This is a genomic window from Streptomyces sp. R35 (genome assembly GCF_041053035.1).
In the GTDB taxonomy this organism is placed as follows: domain Bacteria; phylum Actinomycetota; class Actinomycetes; order Streptomycetales; family Streptomycetaceae; genus Streptomyces; species Streptomyces lutosisoli.
In genome coordinates, this window is sequence record NZ_CP163440.1 from 1,688,084 (window position 1) to 1,709,702 (window position 21,619).

General features: G+C 70.2%; 21 protein-coding genes. 14 read left to right on the plus strand and 7 right to left on the minus strand.

Annotated elements, in window-relative coordinates; genetic code table 11:
- Nucleotides 1–79 precede the first annotated feature (79 nt).
- From AB5J50_RS08005 to AB5J50_RS08020, 4 genes are all read right to left on the minus strand, one after another.
- Nucleotides 80–1,165: an acyl-CoA dehydrogenase family protein gene (locus AB5J50_RS08005; protein WP_369256257.1), complete on the minus strand. Its 1,086-nt coding sequence runs from the start codon at nucleotides 1,163–1,165 to the stop codon at nucleotides 80–82.
- The gene (locus tag AB5J50_RS08010) at nucleotides 1,162–2,343 is read right to left on the minus strand and encodes an acyl-CoA dehydrogenase family protein (protein WP_369256259.1); all 1,182 of its coding nucleotides are present in this window, start codon (nucleotides 2,341–2,343) and stop codon (nucleotides 1,162–1,164) included. The genes AB5J50_RS08005 and AB5J50_RS08010 overlap by 4 nt, the downstream gene beginning before the upstream one ends.
- Nucleotides 2,340–3,317, minus strand: coding sequence for an NADPH:quinone oxidoreductase family protein (locus AB5J50_RS08015; protein WP_327426971.1), 978 nt, complete (start codon nucleotides 3,315–3,317; stop codon nucleotides 2,340–2,342). Before AB5J50_RS08015 ends, AB5J50_RS08010 begins: the two co-directional genes overlap by 4 nt.
- A 93-nt stretch (nucleotides 3,318–3,410) precedes the next feature.
- A complete protein-coding gene (locus AB5J50_RS08020; protein ID WP_369256262.1) occupies nucleotides 3,411–4,043 on the minus strand; it encodes a helix-turn-helix domain-containing protein in 633 nt (210 codons plus the stop codon).
- A 77-nt stretch (nucleotides 4,044–4,120) separates the two neighbouring features.
- Here AB5J50_RS08020 and AB5J50_RS08025 point away from each other — a divergent pair, with 77 nt between their 5' ends.
- From AB5J50_RS08025 to AB5J50_RS08045, 5 genes are all read left to right on the plus strand, one after another.
- On the plus strand, nucleotides 4,121–5,065 hold the full coding sequence (locus tag AB5J50_RS08025) for an NAD(P)/FAD-dependent oxidoreductase (RefSeq protein WP_369256264.1): 945 nt from the start codon (nucleotides 4,121–4,123) through the stop codon (nucleotides 5,063–5,065).
- Between the two features lie 74 nt (nucleotides 5,066–5,139).
- Entirely contained in the window at nucleotides 5,140–6,678 is a 1,539-nt protein-coding gene (locus tag AB5J50_RS08030) for an ATP-dependent DNA ligase (protein WP_369256266.1), read from the plus strand.
- A complete protein-coding gene (locus tag AB5J50_RS08035) occupies nucleotides 6,675–7,139 on the plus strand; it encodes an NUDIX domain-containing protein (RefSeq protein ID WP_369256268.1) in 465 nt (154 codons plus the stop codon). The genes AB5J50_RS08030 and AB5J50_RS08035 overlap by 4 nt, the downstream gene beginning before the upstream one ends.
- Before the next feature lie 76 nt (nucleotides 7,140–7,215).
- On the plus strand, nucleotides 7,216–8,610 hold the full coding sequence (locus AB5J50_RS08040) for an NADP-dependent succinic semialdehyde dehydrogenase (protein ID WP_369256270.1): 1,395 nt from the start codon (nucleotides 7,216–7,218) through the stop codon (nucleotides 8,608–8,610).
- Nucleotides 8,611–8,635: 25 nt separating this feature from the next.
- Nucleotides 8,636–8,875, plus strand: coding sequence for a DUF6213 family protein (locus tag AB5J50_RS08045; RefSeq protein WP_327426977.1), 240 nt, complete (start codon nucleotides 8,636–8,638; stop codon nucleotides 8,873–8,875).
- A gap of 5 nt (nucleotides 8,876–8,880) precedes the next feature.
- On the opposite strand, the gene AB5J50_RS08050 is transcribed toward AB5J50_RS08045, so the two are convergent.
- A complete protein-coding gene (locus tag AB5J50_RS08050; RefSeq protein ID WP_369256272.1) occupies nucleotides 8,881–9,555 on the minus strand; it encodes a transcriptional regulator in 675 nt (224 codons plus the stop codon).
- Between the two features lie 182 nt (nucleotides 9,556–9,737).
- Between AB5J50_RS08050 and AB5J50_RS08055 the strand changes: the two genes are divergently transcribed.
- From AB5J50_RS08055 to AB5J50_RS08065, 3 genes are read left to right on the plus strand one after another with little or no spacing between them, the layout of a single operon-like run.
- Entirely contained in the window at nucleotides 9,738–10,832 is a 1,095-nt protein-coding gene (locus tag AB5J50_RS08055; RefSeq protein ID WP_369256274.1) for a type III polyketide synthase, read from the plus strand.
- Nucleotides 10,829–12,043: a cytochrome P450 gene (locus tag AB5J50_RS08060; RefSeq protein WP_369256276.1), complete on the plus strand. Its 1,215-nt coding sequence runs from the start codon at nucleotides 10,829–10,831 to the stop codon at nucleotides 12,041–12,043. Before AB5J50_RS08055 ends, AB5J50_RS08060 begins: the two co-directional genes overlap by 4 nt.
- Nucleotides 12,044–12,050: 7 nt before the next feature.
- Nucleotides 12,051–12,572: a cupin domain-containing protein gene (locus AB5J50_RS08065; protein WP_369256278.1), complete on the plus strand. Its 522-nt coding sequence runs from the start codon at nucleotides 12,051–12,053 to the stop codon at nucleotides 12,570–12,572.
- A 73-nt stretch (nucleotides 12,573–12,645) separates the two neighbouring features.
- Here the strand turns inward: AB5J50_RS08065 and AB5J50_RS08070 are convergent, their stop codons facing one another.
- Nucleotides 12,646–13,875 (minus strand): acyl-CoA dehydrogenase family protein, encoded by a 1,230-nt coding sequence (locus AB5J50_RS08070; protein WP_327426982.1) that lies wholly within the window; start codon nucleotides 13,873–13,875, stop codon nucleotides 12,646–12,648.
- Nucleotides 13,876–14,044: 169 nt separating this feature from the next.
- On the opposite strand from AB5J50_RS08070, the gene AB5J50_RS08075 reads away from it, so the two are divergent.
- Nucleotides 14,045–14,689 carry a TetR family transcriptional regulator gene (locus AB5J50_RS08075; protein WP_369256280.1) on the plus strand — a complete coding sequence of 215 codons (645 nt, stop codon included), beginning with the start codon at nucleotides 14,045–14,047 and terminating at the stop codon, nucleotides 14,687–14,689.
- 143 nt (nucleotides 14,690–14,832) lie between these two features.
- On the opposite strand, the gene def is transcribed toward AB5J50_RS08075, so the two are convergent.
- Nucleotides 14,833–15,372, minus strand: a complete 540-nt coding sequence (gene def / locus AB5J50_RS08080) for a peptide deformylase (protein ID WP_369256282.1) — start codon at nucleotides 15,370–15,372, stop codon at nucleotides 14,833–14,835.
- 154 nt (nucleotides 15,373–15,526) lie between these two features.
- Here def and AB5J50_RS08085 point away from each other — a divergent pair, with 154 nt between their 5' ends.
- The 5 genes from AB5J50_RS08085 (at nucleotide 15,527) to AB5J50_RS08105 (ending at nucleotide 21,616) form a co-directional block, all read left to right on the plus strand.
- Nucleotides 15,527–16,765 carry a MurT ligase domain-containing protein gene (locus AB5J50_RS08085; protein ID WP_369256284.1) on the plus strand — a complete coding sequence of 413 codons (1,239 nt, stop codon included), beginning with the start codon at nucleotides 15,527–15,529 and terminating at the stop codon, nucleotides 16,763–16,765.
- A gap of 19 nt (nucleotides 16,766–16,784) precedes the next feature.
- Nucleotides 16,785–17,513, plus strand: coding sequence for a glutamine amidotransferase (locus tag AB5J50_RS08090; protein WP_327426986.1), 729 nt, complete (start codon nucleotides 16,785–16,787; stop codon nucleotides 17,511–17,513).
- Between the two features lie 189 nt (nucleotides 17,514–17,702).
- Nucleotides 17,703–18,728, plus strand: coding sequence for a 6-phosphofructokinase (locus tag AB5J50_RS08095; RefSeq protein WP_369256286.1), 1,026 nt, complete (start codon nucleotides 17,703–17,705; stop codon nucleotides 18,726–18,728).
- A gap of 179 nt (nucleotides 18,729–18,907) precedes the next feature.
- On the plus strand, nucleotides 18,908–19,861 hold the full coding sequence (locus tag AB5J50_RS08100; protein ID WP_327426988.1) for a cytochrome c oxidase assembly protein: 954 nt from the start codon (nucleotides 18,908–18,910) through the stop codon (nucleotides 19,859–19,861).
- Nucleotides 19,862–20,170: 309 nt separating this feature from the next.
- Nucleotides 20,171–21,616: a DUF6777 domain-containing protein gene (locus tag AB5J50_RS08105; protein ID WP_369256288.1), complete on the plus strand. Its 1,446-nt coding sequence runs from the start codon at nucleotides 20,171–20,173 to the stop codon at nucleotides 21,614–21,616.
- The last annotated feature ends 3 nt before the right edge of the window (nucleotides 21,617–21,619 follow it).

A 21,619-nucleotide genomic window follows, 5' to 3' on the forward strand; every position in this document is an offset into this window, starting at 1 on the left:
GAGCAGCCCACACAGAGCAGCCCACACGAAGAAGCCCGCCCCACGAGGGGGCGGGCTTCTCGCGAACGAAGGAGACGGGTCAGGGCGCCTGGAGATCCACCAGTCCGGCCAGCGCCTCACGGTGAGCGCCCGCCGTGCCGTAAGCGATCGAGTCCGCCTTGGCCCGCTTCAGGTACAGGTGCACCGGGTGCTCCCACGTCATACCGAGGCCGCCGTGCAGTTGAAGCGCCTCCTCGGCGGCGTGCACGGCGACGGGCGCCGCGTACGCCTGGGCGACGGCGACCGACAGGTCGGTGTCGTCGCTTCCGGTGGCGAGCGCGTCGGCCGCGCCCCGGGCCGCGGCGCGCGTGTTGACGACCTCCAGCCACAGCTGGGCCAGCCGGTGCTTGAGCGCCTGGAAGCCGCCGACGGGCCGGTTGAACTGCTTGCGCTCCTTCAGGTAGCGGACCGTCTCCGTCAACGACCAGTCGGCGAGGCCGAGTTGCTCGGAGGCGAGGAGTCCGGCACCGGCGCGCAGGGCCCGGCGTACGGCGGGTTCGGCGGCGCCCACCCGGTGCGCCCGTACCCCGTCGAGGGTGACGGTCGCGACCGGACGGGTGAGGTCGAAGGACACCTGAGGGGTGATCGTCACGGCGTCCGCGTCCACCGCGTACAGCCCGCCGTCCTCCGCCGGAACCAGCAGCACATCGGCGACCGCCGCATCCGCGACTCCCGTCAACTCCCCGTACAGGAAGCCGTCTTCGTTGCGTACGGCCTTGTAGTGGCCGCCCGGCCCCACGGACAGCGCGACAGCGAGCGCGCCCACCGTCCGGCCGGAGGCCAGCGCGGCCAGCAGCTTGGCGGTCTCGTCACCCTCGCACGCGAGCAGCGCCTCGGTCGCGACGACGGCACTCGTCAGATACGGCAGCGGAGCGACGGCGCGCCCCAACTCCTCCAGGACCACAGCGACTTCGCGATGTGTGGCGCCCTGGCCGCCCTGCGACTCGGGCACGAGCAGGCCCGCCAGGCCCATGCCCTCCGAGAGCGCCTTCCACAGCTCGGGGTCGTACGGAGTGTCCGACTCCGTACGGGCGATGACGCCCGCCGCGTCGCAGTGGTCCGTGAGGAGGTCGCGGACGGCGGCGCGCAGCGCCTCTTCCTCCTCCGAGTACAGAAGGTCAGTCATCGGGCGAGGTCCTTCCAGGCGACGTCCTTGTCGGTGCGCGGCTCGGACGGCAGTCCCAGGACGCGTTCGGCGACGATGTTGAGCAGGACCTCGCTGGTCCCGCCCTCGATGCTGTTGCCCTTGGAGCGGAGGTAGCGGTATCCCGCGTCGCGGCCGGTGAAGTCGACCAGTTCGGGCCGGCGCATCGTCCAGTCGTCGTACAACAGGCCTTCCTCGCCGAGGAGTTCGACCTCCAGGCCGCTGATCTCCTGGTTGAGGCGGGCGAATCCGAGCTTCATCCCGGAGCCCTCGTGGCCGGGCTGGCCCGCCACGAGCTGCTGGCGCAGCCGTTCGCCGGAGAGCCGGGCGACCTCGGCCTCGACCCACAGCTTCAGGAGCCGCTGGTGCAGGTCGTGGGTGCGCAGTTCGGGGCGCTCGCGCCAGGTCTTGGAGACCGGGCCGATCATGCCGCCCTCGCGCGGGATACGCATACCGCCGATGGACACACGCTCGTTCATGAGTGTGGTCTGGGCGACCCGCCAGCCGTCGCCGATCTCACCGAGCCGGTGCGCGTCGGGGATGCGTACGTCGGTGAGGAAGACCTCGTTGAACTCGGCCTCGCCCGTGACCTGGCGCAGCGGCCGCACCTCGACGCCCGGGTCGGTCATGTCGCAGATGAAGTACGTGATGCCGCGGTGCTTGGGTACGTCCGGATCGGTGCGGGCGATGAGGATCGCCCAGCGGGCGAGGTGGGCGCTGGACGTCCACACCTTCTGCCCGTTGACCACCCATTCATCCCCCTGGCGGACGGCGCGGGTACCGAGCGCCGCGAGGTCGGACCCGGCGCCCGGCTCGCTGAAGAGCTGGCACCAGACCTCCTCGCCCACCCACAGAGGCCTGAGGAAGTTCCGCTTCTGCTCCTCCGTGCCGAAGCCGAGGATCGTCGGCGCGGCCATGCCGAGGCCGATGCCGATGCGCCGCGGGTCGTTGTCGGGCGCGCCCGCGGCCTCCAGCTCGGCGTCCACGACCGCCTGGAGGGTGCGCGGGGCACCGAGGCCGCCGAGCCCCTCGGGGTAGTGCACCCAGGCGAGGCCCGCGTCGAAACGGGCCTTCAGGAAGTCCACCCGCTCGGTCGTCGCCGGCGGATGGGCCGCCAGCAACTCCTGCGTACGGCGGCGCAGTTCAGCGGCGTCGGTCATGCGGCTGCTCCGTTCTCAAGTGAGGGCACCACGGCGACGCGCCCCGTGGTGACACCGTCGGCGACCCGCTGCACGGCCGCGGCGGCTCCGCTCAGCGGCACCCGCTCGCTCACCAGCGGCTTGATCGCGCCCCGCGCGGCCAGGTCGGTGAGCTGCTCGTGGCAGTGCTGGATCAGCTTCGGGTTCTTGGTGTTGTACAGACCCCAGTGCAGGCCGAGGATCGAGTAGTTCTTCACCAGGGCGTGGTTCAGCGCCGGGCTGGGAATCGACCCGCTCGCGAAGCCCACGACGACGATCCGGCCCTCGAAGGCGACGACCTTGGTCGACTGGGTGTAGGCCTCGCCGCCGACCGGGTCGTAGATCACGTCGGCGCCGCGGCCGCCGGTGGCCTCCTTCACGGCGGCGATGACGTCCTGCGTACGCCGGTCGATGACGACGTCGCAGCCCAGCTCCCGTGCCACGGCGGCCTTGTCGGCTCCGCCGACGACACCGATGACGGTGGCACCGGCCGCCTTGCCGAGCTGTACGGCGGCGCTGCCGACCCCTCCGGCGGCGGCGTGGACGAGCAGGGTCTCACCGGCCTCCAGATGAGCGCGCCGGTGCAGTCCGAACCAGCCCGTCTGGTAGCCGATGTGCAGTGCGGCCGCCTCGGCGTCGTCGAGGGCGTCGGGCGCGGGCAGCAGGGCGGCGGCGTCCGCGACGACGTACTCGGCGAAGCCGCCGTACGGCAGTGCGGGGTTGGCGAGCACCCGGCGCCCGTCCTCGGTCTCGCCGCAGATCTCCACGCCGGGCGTGAACGGCAGCGGGGGCCTGACCTGGTAGTGCCCCCGGCACATCAGCGCGTCCGGGAAGTTGATGTTCGCCGCGCGCACCTTGAGCAGGACCTGGCCGTCACCGGGCTGCGGACGCTCCACTTCCTGGAGCTGCATCACCTCACTCGGCTCGCCGAGCTGGTGCACTTGCCATGCCTGCATGCGGGGCCTCCAGGGGGCTGTGTCGGACTGCGTCGTCTGACCGGGGTCGATCGCATACTAAGCGGTCGCTTGCCCACCTGGGAACAGCTGACGTCAGTCGTCTTCGCCACGCCGCGCGGGCCGCGCCCGTACGTGCATCCGCTCCCCCTGCGGCCCGAACAGGCTCAGGAACTCCACGGGCCCCTCCCCCGTCGATCCGAACCAGTGCGGCACCCGGGTGTCGAATTCGGCCGCCTCCCCCGCACCGAGCACCACGTCGTGCTCGCCGAGCACCAGCCGCAGCCGCCCGGAGAGCACGTACAGCCACTCGTATCCCTCGTGGGTGCGTGGGTCCGGTGCCATCCTCCGCTGCGGTTCGAGCACCTTGAAAGCCTGGAGTCCGCCAGGTTGACGGGTCAGCGGCCAGTGGGTGCGCCCGTGCCGCACGATCGGCGCGGCGCGCACCCGGGGGTCGCCGACCGGCGGGGCACCCACCAGCTCGTCCAGCGGTACCTGATGGGCTCGCGCGATCGGCAGCAGCAGCTCCAGGCTGGGTTTGCGCAGCCCGGACTCCAGGCGCGAGAGCGTGCTCACGGAGATGCCCGTCGCCTCGGACAACCCGGCCAGGGTCGCCCCGCGCTCCTTGCGGATCCGGCGCAGCCGCGGTCCGACTTCGGCCAGCACCTCATCCGTCTGCGCGCTCCCGCTCATGCCGCTCATGCCGCTCATGTCGCTCGTGCCACTCATGGCTTTATTGCAGAATCGGCAAAGCCATTTGTCAATCCCGCCACGGTCGGGCGACCTTCTCCGTGGAGGTGGTCACCATGACCGAGACATACGACGTGGTTGTCATCGGCGGCGGAACGGCGGGCCTGTCCGCCGCGCTGGTCCTCGGCCGCGCCCTGCGCCGCACCCTGGTCGTCGACGCGGGCGAACCCCGCAACGCACCCGCGGCACGCATGCAGGGCTATCTGTCGCGGGACGGCATGCCGCCCACCGAGTTCCTCGCCGAGGGGCGGCGCGAGATCGAGAGGTACGGGGTCGAGCTCGTCCGGGACCGTGCGGTGGACGTGGTCCGCGACGGTGCCGGGGAGTTCGACGTCACGCTGGCCGCCGGGGGCACGGTGCACGCGCGCCGGCTGGTCGTCACCACCGGCCTGGCCGACGAGCTGCCGCCGGTGCCGGGCATCGCCGAGCGCTTCGGACGGGACGTGATCCACTGCCCGTACTGCCACGGCTGGGAGGTGCGTGACCAGGCCTTCGGCGTGCTGGCCAGTACGCCGTTGAGCGTGCACCAGGCGCTGATGGTGAGCCAGTGGTCGAAGGACGTGACGCTGTTCCTGCACACGGTCGGCGAGGCCGAGCTCTCCGGCGAGGACCTGCGCCGGCTCGCCGCGGCCGGAGTCGTCGTGGTGCCCAGCGAGGTCGCCGGGCTGGTGGTCGACGGCGACCGGCTCACCGGGGTGCGTCTCGCGGACGGCACGACGCACGACCGCTCGGTGCTGTTCGTCGCGCCCCGCGCGGTTCCGCGGACGGGTCTGCTGGAGCGGCTGGGCGCCGAACTGCTGGAGACGCCGTTCGGCGCGTATCCGGTGGTCGACGCCACGGGGCTGACGACCGTGCCCGGTGTCTGGGCGGCGGGCAACGCGATGGGTTTTGCGGAGCAGGTCGTGAACGCGGCGAGCGGCGGCTACCGCGCGGCGGCCACGCTCAACGGGGAGCTGCTCTTCGCGGACCTCGACGCGGCCGTCGCACGCGGTCAGAGCTGAGACCCTCGCCGGGGGCGGAACGAAAGCGCCGGCGTACGGGTGTGGACCCGCCGTCTCCGTTGCACCATGGCTGCATGCTGCTGACCCGGCTGGCGCGTGTGTCCCAGGAGGTCGCCGCCACCTCGGCGCGGTCCCGGAAGATCGCTCTGCTCGCGGAGCTGTTCCGGGACGCGGAGGCGGACGACGTCCCGATCGTCATCCCGTATCTGGCGGGCCGCCTGCCGCAGGGGCGGCTCGGCATCGGCTGGAAGATTCTCAGCAAGCCGGTCCCGCCCGCGTCCGAGCCCTCGCTCACGGTGCGGCAGGTGGACGCCCGTCTGACCGAGCTGGGCGCGGTCACCGGCACCGGCTCGCAGGCCGAACGGGCACGGCTGGTCGGGGAGTTGATGGGTGCGTCCACCGAGGACGAGCAGCGCTTCCTGTTCGGGCTGATCAGCGGTGAGGTCCGGCAGGGTGCGCTGGACGCGGTCGCCGTGGAGGGGCTGGCCGAGGCCACCGGCGCGCCCGGCGCGGATGTACGACGGGCGGTGATGCTCGCCGGTTCGCTGCAGACGGTGGCGCGGGCACTGCTGTCCCACGGCCCGGAGGCACTCGACGGCTTCCGGCTCACCGTCGGCCGCCCGGTGCTGCCGATGCTGGCGCACACGGCGGGGTCCGTGCCGGAAGCCGTCGAGAAGCTGGGCGCATGTGCCGTCGAGGAGAAGCTCGACGGCATCCGCGTACAGCTTCACCGCGACGGCGACGACGTACGCGTCTACACCCGCACCCTCGACGACATCACCGACCGCCTGCCCGAACTCACTGCTGCGGGGCTGGAGTTGAACGGTGAGCGATTCATTCTGGACGGTGAGGTGATCGCGCTGGACGAGGACGGGCGGCCCCGTTCCTTCCAGGAGACGGCCGGACGCGTCGGCTCGCGCGCGGACGTGGCGGCGGCCGCGAAGACCGTGCCCGTCTCCCCCGTCTTCTTCGACGCGCTGTCCGTCGACGGCCAGGACCTGTTGGATCTGCCGTTCACCGAGCGGCACGCGGAGCTGGCCCGGCTGGTGCCCGAGCCGATGCGGGTGCGGCGCGCGCTCGTCGACGGGCCCCAGGACATCCCCGCGGCGCAGCGGTTCCTCGCCGACACCCTGGCACGCGGCCACGAAGGCGTCGTGGTCAAGGCCCTCGACGCCCCCTACAGCGCGGGCCGGCGCGGCGCCTCCTGGCTGAAGGTCAAGCCCGTGCACACCCTCGACCTGGTGGTCCTCGCGGCGGAGTGGGGCCACGGACGGCGCACCGGCAAGCTGTCCAACCTGCACCTCGGTGCCCGGAACGAGGACGGGTCCTTCGCGATGCTCGGCAAAACGTTCAAGGGCATGACCGACGTGATGCTGACCTGGCAGACCGAGCGGTTCCAGGAGCTGGCCGTCGAGGACAACGGCCACGTGGTGACCGTACGACCGGAACTCGTCGTCGAGATCGCGTACGACGGTCTGCAGAGGTCCACCCGCTACCCGGCCGGCGTCACCCTCCGCTTCGCCCGTGTGCTGCGCTATCGCGAGGACAAGACCCCGGCCGAGGCCGACACGGTCGCGACACTGCTCGCCGCACACCCGGAGGTGACTCCGTGAGCGGGAAGCGCAGCGCCGGACTGCTGTTGTTCCGGCACACCGACCACGGTCTGGAGGTGTTGCTCGGCCATATGGGCGGCCCCTTCTTCGCCCGCCGGACCGCTGGGGCCTGGACGGTGCCCAAGGGCGAGTACGAGCCCGACGAGACCGCCTGGGACGCGGCGCGCCGCGAATTCCAGGAGGAGCTGGGGCTGCCGCCGCCCGACGGCGAGGCCATCCCGTTGGGCGAGGTCACCCAGACCAACGGCAAGGTCGTCACGGTCTGGGCGATCGGGGCGGACCTCGACCCGGCGGCCGTGGTCCCCGGCACCTTCGAGATGGAGTGGCCGCCGAAGTCGGGGCAGCGGCAGGCGTTCCCCGAGCTGGACCGGGTGGAGTGGTGCGACCTGGACCGGGGCCGGGCGCTGATCGTGAAGGCCCAGGCGGAGTTCCTCGACCGGCTCGCGGAGCAGTTGGGCTGACCGGCGCCTGCCACGTTGCGCTGTCGTGCGCCGCGCGGGAGGGTCGAGGAACAGCCCGCTCTTCAGGAGGTCGGCCATGCCCATCGCGACGGTGAATCCGGCGAACGGCGAGACGCTCAAGACGTACGACGCCCTGGGCGCCGAGGAGATCGAGCGCAGGCTCGCGGCCGCCGAGGCCGCGTTCCGCACCCATCGCACCACGTCCTTCGCCGAGCGGGCGCGGCTGCTCCACCGGGCCGCCGACCTGCTCGACGAGGAGCAGCAGGACATCGGCCGGGTGATGACCCTGGAGATGGGCAAGCCGGTGAAGCAGGCGCGCGCGGAGGCCGCCAAGTGCGCGAAGGCGATGCGCTGGTACGCCGACCACGCCCAGGGACTTCTCGCCGACGAGGAGCCCGCCGAGTCCGACATCAAGGACTCCGGCGCCTCCCGCGTCCTGGTGCGCTACCGGCCGCTGGGTCCGGTGCTGGCGGTCATGCCGTGGAACTTCCCGCTCTGGCAGGTGATCCGGTTCGCCGCGCCCGCGCTGATGGCGGGCAACGTGGGACTGCTCAAGCACGCCTCGAACGTGCCGCAGACCGCCCTCTACCTGGAGGAACTGTTCCGCCGGGCGGGCTTCCCCGAGGGCTGCTTCCAGACGCTGCTCATCGGCTCCGGTGCCGTCGAGGCCGTCCTGCGCGACCCGCGCGTCAAGGCGGCAACCCTCACCGGGAGTGAACCCGCGGGCCGGGCCGTCGCCTCGGTCGCGGGGGACGAAGTCAAGAAGACGGTCCTGGAGCTGGGCGGCAGCGACCCGTTCGTCGTCATGCCGTCGGCGGACCTCGACCGGGCCGCGAAGGTCGCCGTGACGGCACGCGTGCAGAACAACGGGCAGTCGTGCATCGCCGCCAAGCGGTTCATCGTGCACACCGACGTGTTCGATGCCTTCGCGGAGCGGTTCACGGCGGGCATGAAGGCCCTGAAGGTGGGCGATCCGCTGGACGAGGACACGGACGTCGGCCCGCTCTCCACCGAGCAGGGCCGCAGCGACCTGGAGGAACTGGTCGACGACGCGGTGGAGAGCGGCGCGACCGTCCTGTGCGGCGGCGAGCGCCCCGAGGGTTTCAAGGACCACGGCTGGTTCTACGCGCCGACCATCCTCGCCGACATCACCCCCGAGATGCGCATCCACCACGAGGAGGCCTTCGGGCCCGTCGCCACGCTCTACCGCGCGGCCGATCTGGACGAGGCGGTGGCCATGGCCAACGACACTCCGTTCGGGCTGAGTTCGAACGTCTGGACGCGCGACGGGACCGACGTGGACCGGTTCGTCCGTGATCTGGAGGCGGGTGGCGTGTACGTCAACGGGATGACGGCGTCCCACCCGGCGTTCCCGTTCGGCGGGTTCAAGCGGTCCGGCTACGGGCGTGAGCTGTCGGAGCACGGAATCCGCGAGTTCTGCAACATCACCACCGTATGGCACGGAGCGTGAGCGTTCCGCAGCTACGATCCCCTCTGTGAACCGCGAAGTGACCCTGCCTCTGATCGTCGACGACCGCGGTACGTTGCAGGTGGCGGCCGCCGACGTCAGCAAGCTGCTGCGCACGGTGGGCGGCCGGTGGCTGCATCTGGTGGAGGCCGGGCAGGAGGGGCTCGACGAGGACACGGTCGCCGCGCTCACGATCGAGCTCGCCAAGCTCGCCGATCGCATCGACGTGGCGTGCATCGCGCACAGCAGCGGGCCGGCCTCCGGCTAGCGCCCCTACAGGACGCGCTGGTCCAGCTCCCACAGGGCGTGCCAGAACTTCGCCTCGTAGCCCTGAAGCAGGCGGCCGTATCCGTACACCTCGTCCTCGTCCACCCGTCCGGCGTCGAGCCCGGCCTGGATGCCGTCCAGGGCCCGTTGTTCCAGCTCGGGCGCGGGCTCGGCGAAGAAGTCGAAGAAACCGCAGGCCTCGTCGTCGAGGCCGTAGTGGCGGCGCAGGGCCTGGGCGATCGTGGCGCAGTAGCCGCCCCACGCCGCGAAGTTGGCGCTGAGCGCGAGGATCACGTCCACCGGTGAGCCGTTCAGGGCGAGCCAGGCGACGTACGCGGGATACGTCTGGCAGTCCGCGAGCGGCTCGTAGGCCGCCGCCCCCGCGTCGTCGGCCCCGACCGCGGCGGCGTACACGCCGAGCCTGTCCTGGGCCATGGCCTCACCCTCCGCGAGCATGGCGAAGAAGGCGGCGCTCTCGGCCTCGGCCGCCGACCGTTCCGCCAGATGCAGGAACGCCCGGCGGTCCGCGGCGATCACATGACGTTGCTCCAGGGCGAGCGCGGCGAGCGTGGAGCGCTGCGCCGCGCCCCGCGCGATCAGGGGCAGCAGCCGGTTGGCGTGCGGGTCGGGGGCGAGCTTCCCGACAGTGCTGACCAGCAGTTCCCTGGCTGTCCGCGTCATCCCGTACTCCTTCGGTTCGGCTGTCCCGGGGCCCTTTCCCCGAGGGTCCCACGCTGTCCCGAAATTCGCCGGAATGGAGTAACCCGACGCGATATCCCCACGCTTCCGGGTGATCGTGGATGAACCACCCGTTCGCATCGTGGGTGAACCACCCTTCCGCCGGGGGACGAGAGTTCCCCGGAATGCGAAAGAAGGCGCGCTCCATGGCGACTTTGTGCAGACCCTCGGTCTCGGTTCCGGAATACGTGATCACGATGGAGGAGACGCTGGAACTGGCGCGCTCCCGTCACGAAGACCACCCCCAGCTGCCGTTGGCACTCCGGCTGATCGAGAACACCGGCGTGCAGACACGGCACATCGTCCAGCCCATCGCGGAGACGCTGAAACACCCGGGCTTCGAGGAACGCAACAAGGTCTACGAGAGCGAGGCGAAGGCCCGCATTCCCGCGGTCGTGCAGCGAGCGCTGGACGACGCCGAGCTGCTCACCACCGACATCGACATGATCATCTACGTGTCGTGCACCGGGTTCATGATGCCCTCGCTCACCGCCTGGCTGATCAACTCGATGGACTTCAACAGCGACACCCGCCAGATACCCATAGCCCAGCTGGGCTGTGCGGCCGGCGGCGCCGCGATCAACCGGGCACACGACTTCTGCACGGCCTACCCCGACGCCAACGCGCTCATCGTGGCCTGCGAGTTCTGCTCGCTCTGCTACCAGCCGACCGACCTCGGCGTCGGCTCGCTCCTGTGCAACGGCCTGTTCGGGGACGGCATCGCCGCGGCCGTCGTCCGCGGCAAGGGCGGCACCGGCATCCACCTGGAGCGCAACGGCTCGTACCTGGTCCCCAAGACCGAAGACTGGATCATGTACGACGTCCGGGCCACCGGCTTCCACTTCCTGCTGGACAAGCGGGTGCCGGGGACGATGGAACCGCTCGCTCCCGCGCTGCACGCCCTTGCGCGTCAGCACGGCTGGGACGCCTCCGACCTGGACTTCTACATCATCCACGCGGGCGGTCCCCGGATCCTGGACGACCTCAGCAAGTTCCTCGAAGTCCCGCCGGACGCCTTCCGGTTCAGCCGGGCCACCCTCACCGAGTACGGCAACATCGCCAGCGCCGTCGTCCTGGACGCGCTGCGCCGGCTGTTCGACGAGGGCGGCGCCGAGCACTCCGCACGCGGACTGCTCGCGGGCTTCGGCCCCGGCATCACCGCGGAGATGGCCCTGGGCCGCTGGCACGACTCGAACGAGGGGAAGGCGAGCCGGACATGACCGAGGACACGATCACCGAGGCACTGCCTCCCGTCCGCCACTGGCCCGCCCTCGATCTGACGGGCGTGGACTTCGACCCGGTCCTCACCCGGCTGATGCGTGAGGGCCCGGTCACCCGGATCCAGCTGCCCAACGGCGAGGGCTGGGCGTGGCTGGTGACGCGGTACGACGACGTCCGCATGGTGACCAACGACCCCCGGTTCAGCCGTGAGGCGGTCATGGACCGGCCGGTCACCCGGCTCGCCCCGCACTTCATCCCGGCCCGCGGCGCGGTGGGGTTCCTCGACCCGCCCGACCACACCCGGCTGCGCCGCTCGGTGGCCGCCGCGTTCACGGCACGCGGTGTGGAGCGGGTGCGCGAGAAATCCCGGCACATGCTCGACGAGCTGGTCGACGAGATGCTCCAGGACGGCCCGCCCGCGGACCTCACCGAGGCGGTCCTCAGCCCCTTCCCCATCGCGGTCATCTGCGAGTTGATGGGCGTCCCGGCCGTCGACCGGCAGAGCATGCACACCTGGACGCAGCTGATCCTGTCCTCCTCGCACGGCGCCGAGGTCAGCGAGAAGGCCAAGGAAGAGATGGGCGCGTACTTCACGAAGCTCATCGACGACCGGCGCGGCAGCACCGGCGAGGACGTCACCTCGCTGCTGGGCGCCGCCGTGGGCCAGGACGAGATCACGCTGGAGGAGGCAGTCGGGCTCGCCGTCCTCCTCCAGATCGGCGGCGAGGCGGTCACCAACAACAGCGGGCAGCTGTTCTACATCCTGATGACCCGCCCCGACCTGGCCGAACGGCTGCGGGCCGAGCCAGAGATCCGTCCCCAGGCCATCGACGAGCTGATCCGCTACATCCCGCACCGCAGCGCGGTCGGGCTGTCGCGGATCGCGATGGAGGACGTGGAGATCAAGGGCGTACGGATCCGGGCGGGCGACGCGATCTACGTGTCGTACATGGCCGCGAACCGCGACCCGGACGTCTTCCCGGACCCGGAGACCATCGATTTCTCCCGCAGCCCCAATCCGCATGTGGCGTTCGGCTTCGGCCCGCACTACTGCCCGGGCGGGATGCTGGCCAGGCTGGAGTCCGAGCTCATGGTCGACGCGCTGCTCGACCGGATGCCGGGACTGCGGCTGGCCGTGCCGCCGGATCAAGTCCCCTTCAGGAAGGGCGCGTTGATCCGTGGCCCCGAGGCCCTGCCCGTGACGTGGTGAGCGGCCGATGACGGCAACCGAAGGGCTGCTCGTGCCCCCGGGTCAGGGCCGCGTGGTCCAGACACCCGCCCAGCACGTGACGTTCAAGGTGACCGGCTCGCACTCGCGCACCGCCTCCACCTTCGAGGTGCTGGTACCGCCCGGCTTCGACGTCGGCGCCCATGTGCACACGCGCAGCGAGGAGTTGTTCTACGTGCTCGAAGGCGAGCTGGACGTGCTCGCCTTCGAGCCGCGGGTACGGACCCCCGACAACTGGCAGAAGTGGGAGTCCAGTTCGGGCACCCGCGTGGTCCGGGCCACACCGGGAACGGTCATCGTCGTACCCCCGGGCTGCCCCCACGCCTTCTCCAACCCCACGGAGACCCCGGCCAAGATGTTCTTCCAGGCATCCCCGCCCCCGGACCACGAGCGCTACTTCGAGGAGCTGCTGGAAATCCTGGGGACGGGCGGCCCCCCAGACGTCGCGGCAATCGAGGAGCTGCGGGCAAGGTACGACATCGAGCAACTCACACCTTTGAAACACCGCTGAGCGAGAGCGCCCCTTCAGGGGCGCGGGGAACTGCGCGCTCAGCCACAACCGGCCCGCAGCCCGCATCGCACCTCTAGCGAATCGGCATCCCGGACAAGGTGCGCGCAATCACCAGCCGCTGAATCTCACTCGTCCCCTCGAAGATCGTGTAGATCGCCGCGTCACGGTGCATCCGCTCCACCGGGTACTCCCGCGTGTAGCCATTGCCACCGAGGATCTGAATCGCCTGCCCGGTCACCTTCTTCGCCGTCTCGCTCGCGAACAGCTTCGACATCGACCCCTCAGCCGCCGTGAACTGCTTACCGCTGATCGCCATCCAGGACGCACGCCACACAAGCAGCCGAGCCGCATCGATGGACGTCCGCATATCGGCGAGCTGGAAGGCAACCCCCTGGTTGTCGATGATCGGCCGCCCGAACTGCTCACGCGTCTTCGCGTAGTCGAGGGCAACCTCGTACGCGGCCCGGGCGGTACCCACCGCCATCGCCCCGACAGCCGGCCGCGAAGCTTCGAACGTGGCCATCGCCGCGTTCTTCACCCGCTCACCGCCACCCGCCTTGGCCCGCTCCCGCGCACGGGCGAGGCGCTCGTCGAGCTTCTCCTTGCCGCCGAGGAGACAGGAGCCGGGGATGCGCACGTTCTCCAGGACGACCTCGGCGGTGTGCGAGGCGCGGATGCCGTGCTTCTTGAACTTCTGGCCCTGGGAGAGGCCCGGCGTGTTCGGCGGGACGATGAAGGAGGCGTGGCCCTTGGAGCCCAGCTCGGCATCGACGACCGCGACCACGACGTGGACGTTGGCGATGCCGCCGTTGGTCGCCCAGGTCTTGGTGCCGTTGAGGACCCACTCGTCCTTGGCCTCGTCATAGACGGCGCGCGTGCGCATGGAAGCGACGTCGGAGCCGGCGTCGGGCTCGGAGGAGCAGAAGGCCGCGACCTTGACGTCGTTCGCGTCGCCGTACATCTGGGGGATCCAGGTGCCGATCTGCTCCTCGGTGCCGTTGGCGAGGACGCCCACGGCGGCGAGGCCGGTGCCGACGATGGAGAGGGCAATGCCCGCGTCGCCCCAGAACAGCTCCTCCATGGCCATCGGTATGCCGAGGCCGGTGGGGTCGAAGTACTGCTGGGCGTAGAAGTCCAGGGAGTAGATGCCGACCTTCGCGGCCTCCTGGATGACCGGCCAGGGAGTCTCTTCGCGCTCGTCCCATTCGGCGGCCGCGGGGCGGATGACGTCGGCGGCGAAGCCGTGCAGCCAGTCCCGGACCTCCTTCTGTTCGTCGTTGAGCTCCATGGTGAACTCGGCCATGTCCCCTCCAGCGCTGCACTAAACTGTTACTTGCGGTAACTGGAGTGTGTTACTGACCAGTAGGAAAAGTCAACTCCCGAACCGCGCTCGGTAGCCCGTTCGATAGCCATACGCCGATGAGTGTTAGTTTGCGCAGGCGTCACCGAATCACCACGGGTGGGGAGAGCACATGAACACCACACAGCGGACCGACCAGCAGAGGTCCGCCGACCGCCGCCGGCGCGAGCTGCTGGAAGCCGCCGACCGGGTAGTGCTCCGCGACGGCCCCGGGGCCTCGATGAACGCCATCGCCGCCGAGGCGGGCATCACCAAGCCGATCCTCTACCGCCACTTCGGCGACAAGGGCGGACTCTACGCCGCGCTCGCCAAGCGGCACACCGATGCGCTGCTGGGGGCGCTGCGGGCCGCGCTGGACGCTCCGGCCGAGCGCCGGGAGCGGGTGGAGGCCACGCTCGACACCTATCTCGCGGCCATCGAGGCGCACCCTCAGGTCTACCGTTTCCTGATGCACCCCACGGAGGGTGCGCAGCCGGGCGACCCGGGCTTCGACGTGGGCAAGCACTCCGCGCCGTTGCTGCGCCGCATGGGCGAGGAACTGGCCGAGGTCATCGAGGAGCGGGTCGATCTCGGGCCCGGCAGCCAGCAGCTCGCGCGGGTGTGGGGGCACGGGATCGTCGGCATGATGCATGCCGCCGGGGACTGGTGGCTGGGGGAACGGCCGTGTTCGCGGGCCGAGTTGGTACGTAGTTTGGCTGACCTTTTGTGGGGTCGGCTCGCTGCGGCGGGTGACAAGGTCGGCGGTCCGGGGTTCTGAGGTTGTAGGTCCACTGCGGGTTGTTCGTGGCTGGTCGCGCAGTTCCCCGCGCCCCTGAAGGGGCGCTGACCTGAGCGCCCGGTCTTTAGGGGCGCGGGGAACTGCGCGACCAGCCACACACGGCCCGCAGCCGACGCACCGCCTCAGCTGCCCCAAGACGCCCGAGCCACCTGTCTCATCACCCGGCGCCTGCGCCACCCGGAAACCCTGTCCACGTACACCCCGCCGTCGAGGTGGTCGCACTCGTGCTGAAGGCACCGCGCGAACCAGCCGGTGCCATGCACGCGCACCGGTTCACCGGTCACCGTAAAGCCCTCGACGACCGCGTGGTCGTACCGCTCGGTGCCCGCTTCCAGACCCGGCAGCGACAGACAGCCCTCCGGCCCACGCAGGACCAGACCGTCGGCCTGGACGAGCCGCGGGTTCACCACATGTCCCAGATGCCGGACATCCTCGTCGTCCGGGCAGTCGTACACGAAGACCCTGAGCGCCTCGCCGACCTGGTTCGCGGCGAGGCCCACCCCCTCGCTGGCGTACATCGTCGCGAACATGTCCTCGACGAGCCGGGCGAGTTGGGGACCGAAGTCGGTGACTTCTTCACACGGTGCACGCAGGACGGGGTCGCCGAGCAGGGAGAGAGGCCGGACGCGCCCGTGGGTGCCCGGGATGGAGCCGTGTCGCATGGCGGCAAGGGTACGGTCCTCAAGGGCGCGCGCAGGTCGCGCGGGCACCGTGGAGGTGCCGCGATTCGGGCACGTGAGTGGATCTCGATAGGCTGAGGCCCACACGGTGCCGGGGGCAGAGGCGCGGCGCGTACGCAAGGAGGATCGAGAAACGATGTCAGGCAACTCGGACCCGCTGACGCCGCGGGCCAAGCTGGCCGTGACGGCGGGCAAGGCGGCGGCGGCCGTCTCGCGGGCCGCCGGACGCGGCAGCGGATCGGTGATCGGCGGCCGGGTGGCACTCAAGCTCGACCCCGACCTGCTGGCCAGGCTGGCCACACACCTGGACGTCATCCTGGTGTCGGCGACCAACGGCAAGACCACCACGACCCGGCTGATCGCGGAGGCGCTGCGCGCCGCGGGCCCGGTCGTGTCCAACGCGCTCGGCGCCAACATGCCGGCCGGTATCACCTCGGCGCTCGCCGGGGGTTCGGACGCCAAGTACGCGGTCATCGAGGTCGACGAGAAGTACCTCTCCGGTGTCGCACGCGACACCGACCCGAAGTGCATCGCGTTGCTCAACCTCTCCCGCGACCAGCTCGACCGGGCCGCCGAGACCCGGATGATGGCCGAGCACTGGCGCGAGGGGCTGGCCGGTTCCAAGGCCGTCGTGGTCGCCAACGCCGACGACCCGCTCGTCGTGTGGGCCGCGTCGTCCTCGGCGAATGTGATGTGGGTCGCCGCCGGGCAGATGTGGAAGGACGACGCCTGGTCGTGCCCGTCCTGCGGCGGTGTGATGCAGCGCCCCGGTGACGACTGGTTCTGCGGCGAGTGCGGCTTCCGCCGTCCGACGCCGACCTGGGCGCTGTCCGGGGACCACGTCCTCGACCCGCACGGCTCCGCCTGGCCGATCCACCTCCAGCTGCCGGGCCGCGCCAACAAGGCGAACGCCGCCTCGTCGGCCGCCGTCGCCGCCGTCTTCGGGGTGCCGCCGCAGGTCGCCCTGGAACGCATGTACCAGGTGCAGGCGGTGGCCGGGCGCTACGACGTGGTGCAGTTCATGCAGCGCGACCTGCGTCTGCTGCTCGCCAAGAACCCCGCGGGCTGGCTGGAGACGTTCTCCCTGATCGACCCGCCGCCGACTCCGGTGATCCTCTCGGTGAACGCGCGCGGCGCCGACGGCACCGACACCTCCTGGCTGTGGGACGTCGACTACACGCGGCTGACCGGGCACCCGATCTTCGTGCTCGGCGACCGGAAGCTCGACCTCGCCGTGCGCCTGGAAGTCGCGAACCAGCACTTCCAGGTCTGCGAGAACCTCGACCAGGCCGTGCAGCTGGCACCGCCCGGACGCATCGAGGTCATCGCGAACTACACCGCTTTCCAGGACTTGAGGCGTCGTGTCGGCAACTGAGCCACGGAGGACGAAGAGAATGAGTGACAACAGCCTGCGTCTGGTGTGGATCTACCCGGACCTGCTGAGCACCTACGGCGACCAGGGCAACGCCCTCGTCGTAGAGCGCCGGGCCCGCCAGCGCGGCCTCGACGTGGCCCGTCTCGACGTGCGCAGCGACCAGCCGATCCCGACCTCCGGCGACATCTACCTGATCGGCGGCGGCGAGGACCGCCCGCAGCGGCTCGCCGCGGAGCGCCTGCGCCGCGACGGCGGACTGCACCGCGCGGTCAGCAACGGCGCGATCGTGTTCTCGGTGTGCGCGGGCTACCAGATCCTCGGCCACGAGTTCATCAACGACCTCGGGCAGCGCGAGCCGGGCCTCGGTCTGCTCGACGTGGTCTCGGTGCGCGGCGAGGGCGAGCGGTGCGTCGGCGACGTCCTCGCGGACATCGACCCGCGCCTGGGCCTGCCCCAGCTGACCGGCTTCGAGAACCACCAGGGCGTCACCCACCTCGGCCCCACCGCCCGTCCGTTCGCGAACGTGCGGCTCGGCAAGGGCAACGGCACGGGCGACGGCACCGAGGGCGCGTACAACGACACCGTCTTCGGTACGTACATGCACGGGCCCGTGCTCGCCCGCAACCCGCAGATCGCGGACCTGCTGCTGAAGCTGGCGCTGGACGTGAACGCACTGCCGCCGATCGACGACCGGTGGTACGAGGCACTGCGCAATGAGCGCATCGCCTCGGCTCAGCAGCCCGCCTGACCTGCTTGAGAAACGGTTCCGCAGGGCCCCGGCGAGGGCCCGTCTGACAGGACTTCCGCTCACGTGTGCGGGGACGTCCAGCAGGCGGACGCACGATGCGGACCCGCCCCCTGCCGCCGGTAGGGTGGCGGGGTCCAGCCGGACAGCGTGGTCCGGTCTCCGGCCCACGTTGAGAAGGTATTTCGGGCTATGCGCATTGGTGTCCTCACGTCCGGCGGCGACTGCCCCGGCCTGAACGCCGTCATCCGGTCCGTCGTGCACCGTGCCGTCGTCGACCACGGCGACGAGGTCATCGGCTTCCGGGACGGCTGGAAAGGCCTCCTGGAGTGCGACTACCTCAAGCTCGACCTCGACGCGGTGAGCGGCATCCTGGCTCGCGGCGGCACCATGCTCGGCTCCTCCCGGGTCCAGCCGGCGCATCTGCGTGACGGCGTGGAGCGGGCCAAGGGGCATGTCGCGGAGCTCGGCCTCGACGCGATCATCCCGATCGGCGGCGAGGGCACGCTCAAGGCGGCCCGTCTTCTTTCGGACAGCGGCCTGCCGATCGTCGGCGTGCCGAAGACCATCGACAACGACATCGCGGTCACGGACGTCACCTTCGGTTTCGACACCGCCGTCGGCGTCGCGACCGAGGCCCTGGACCGGCTGAAGACCACCGCCGAGTCCCACCAGCGTGTCCTGATCGTGGAGGTCATGGGCCGCCACACCGGCTGGATCGCACTGCACTCCGGCATGGCGGCCGGCGCCCACGCCATCGTCGTACCGGAACGCCCCTTCGACATCGAGGAGCTGGCCGCGAAGGTCGGCGAGCGGTTCCAGGCGGGGAAGCGGTTCGCCATCGTCGTGGCCGCCGAGGGGGCCAAGCCGAAGGCCGGGACCATGGCCTTCGACGAGGGCGGCAAGGACGTCTACGGGCATGAGCGGTTCGCGGGGATTGCCCGGCAGCTCTCCCTTGAGCTGGAGGAGCGGCTCGGCAAGGAGGCGCGGCCGGTGATTCTCGGGCACGTCCAGCGTGGGGGTACGCCGACCGCGTACGACCGGGTGCTCGCGACGCGGTTCGGCTGGCATGCCGTGGAGGCTGTGCACCGCGGGGAGTTCGGTCGGATGACCGCGCTGCGCGGGACCGACATCGTCATGGTGCCGCTTGCTGAGGCCGTTGAGACGCTGAAGACAGTGCCGGACGAGCGGTACGCGGAAGCGGAGTGCGTGCTTTAGCCGTTCGGCGACTGCGGGTTCGTCGTGGCTGGTCGCGTCGACGCGGCGGAGCGCCCAATGTCACAGCCCCGCGCCCCTGTCGGGGACGCTGATGCTGACCCCGGTCATAAGTGTGGCCGGGGGCAGTTCTAGTCTGGTTCGGACAGACAGCACAACCCGTACGAATCAGGAGCCGGCGGATGGATCACAGCGGGCACGGCATGACCATGGATCTGCCGCCGTTCACGCTGGGGCGGGGGCTCGAATGGTCCGCGGACCCGTTCTTCCTCGTCGCCTGCCTGGTGGGGCTCGGCCTGTACGGCTGGGGGGTCGTGCGGCTCGCGCGGCGCGGCGACAAGTGGTCGTGGGGCCGGACCTCCGCCTTCGTCATCGGTGTGCTGACCGTGATGCTCGTGATGTGCACCAAGCTGAACGACTACGGCATGGTCATGTTCAGCGTCCACATGGTGCAGCACATGGTGATCAGCATGCTGTCGCCGATCCTGATCCTGCTCGGGGCGCCGATCACGCTGGCGCTGCGCGCTCTGCCGGTCGCGTCGACGCGGGGCAGCAAGGGGCCTCGTGAGCTGCTGCTGATGTTCCTGCACAGCCGGTACATGCGGATCATCACGCACCCGGCGTTCACCATCCCGCTGTTCATCGCGAGCCTGTACGCGCTGTACTTCTCGCCGATCTTCGACTCCCTGATGGGCTCCAAGGCGGGACACATCGCGATGATGTGCCACTTCCTCGCCGTCGGCCTGGTCTTTTTCTGGCCGATCATGGGCGTCGACCCCGGTCCGCACCGACCCGGCTATCTGATGCGGATGCTGGAGCTGTTCGCGGGCATGCCGTTCCACGCGTTCTTCGGCATCGCGCTGATGATGGCGTCCGAGCCGATGATCAACACGTACAAGAACCCGCCCGCCTCCCTCGGCATCGACGCACTCGCCGACCAGAACGCGGCGGGCGGCATCGCCTGGGCGTTCAGCGAGATCCCCTCCGTCCTCGTGCTGATCGCGCTGCTGTTCCAGTGGTACGGCTCCGAGCAGCGGCAGGCCAAGCGCACGGACCGGGCCGCGGACCGCGATGGCGACAAGGAACTCGAGGCGTACAACGCCTATCTGGCCTCACTCAACGCACGCGGGCGCTGACGTTACTCTATTTCCTTTCCCCTCCGCCCATATTTGCTTTTCTCACGCCCCCCAAGAGCACACATCGGTTTCATCGACAAAACGGTAACCGCTCTTGACTGAAAGGCGTTTCGCCTCGGAGCATGAAGCACTAAGCCCTGCGTTCGGCGCGCTTCGATCGGTGGGGGTCACGGGGGAACCGCAGGGGGAGCGGTCATGACATTCAAGACGTCTATGCAAAGGGCTGGAATATCAATAGCCCGCAAGACCGCTCTACTGCTGGTTTTCGTGTTGATTACCGCCGGAGCCAGCGGATGCACATCCGATCAAATGTTCGCCGTACGGGCCGTCGCAGCGAACGTTCCGGCGCTCTCTCCTTTCTTCAAGGAGACCAGCGGCCTCGGCAAAGACGTGCCCAACCTCGACGAGGGCCGGACGCCAGGTGGCGTCCAGGCGAGCAACAGGCCGGGGCTGTACGGCGGCACACCGGGCCAGGGCGACCCAGCAGGTCAGGATGACGGGTCGTCCGGCCAGGACGACGACCAAGGCAACGACCAGGGCGGCGGTGGGACGGGCCGGTTCGGCGGGTCCACGAAGCCCGGCACCTGCTTGGTGGGCAAGCTCAAGGCCTTCCTCACCGACCCCAAGAACTCTGCGAAGGCGCGGGAATGGGCGAAGGTCCTGCATATCCGCCAGGACCAGATCGGCGATTACATCGACCAGCTCACACCCGTCGTACTACGCCACGACACACTCGTGAAGAATCACGACTACAAGGACGGAAAGGCCGTCTCCTACGACTCCTTGCTGCAGGCGGGAATCGCCATTCTGGTCGACCAGCAGGGACTTCCCGCGGTGAAGTGCTCATGCGGTAATCCACTGCGCCCCTTCACGCATAGTGCCGAAAAAGTCTCGGTGAAGTTCCAGGACGGCAACAAGAAGTGGGCGGGCTACAAGCCGCACGACGCGGCGGTCGTCCAGGCGCCGCCCAGGGACGCGAAGATCGACAACCTTCAGCTCATCGACGTCCAGGACCCCGACCAGAGGATCACCCGGGACATCGGCCTCGACGCCGAGGACCAGACGTTCCAGACGGATGAGCCGGTCATCGTGCCGCCCGTGAGGGACCGGACGTACGCCGATGCCGCCAACGCCCTGGCCGCCGCAGGGCTGGTCCCCGCGTATGAGGGCAGCGAACCGCCCTCCGACGACGCGATCGTCACGGGCAGCGACCCGGCCGAGGGCCGCGAGCAGCCCTGGCAGACGCCGGTGACGCTGTTCGTGGCATCCGACGGCACCGACGGAGGCACCACAGGCTCGGAGTCGCCCACCGAAGGAACCGATACGGGCGGGACGGCAGACACCGGAGGGACCGCTGACACCGGAGGGACCGCCGACACCGGAGGCACCGCCGACACCGGAGGCACCGCCGACACCGGCACCCCGACCTCCGGCGGAACCGGAGACACCGGAGGTACCGCAGACACGGGCGGGACCGCAGACACCGGAGGCACCGCCGACACCGGAGGCACCGCCGACACCGGCACCCCTACCTCCGGCGGAACCGGAGACACCGGAGGTACCGCAGACACGGGCGGGACCGCAGACACGGGCGGGACCGCAGACACAGGCGGTGGCACCGGACCGACGAACAGCAGCTCGCCTTCCGACACAGGTGGCGGTGGGTCGAGCTCACCGACCGACGGCGGTTCGTCCTCCTCCTCGCCCGACCCGGTCGACTCGACGTCCGTCGAGCCCACCGTGGCCACGGCCTGACCG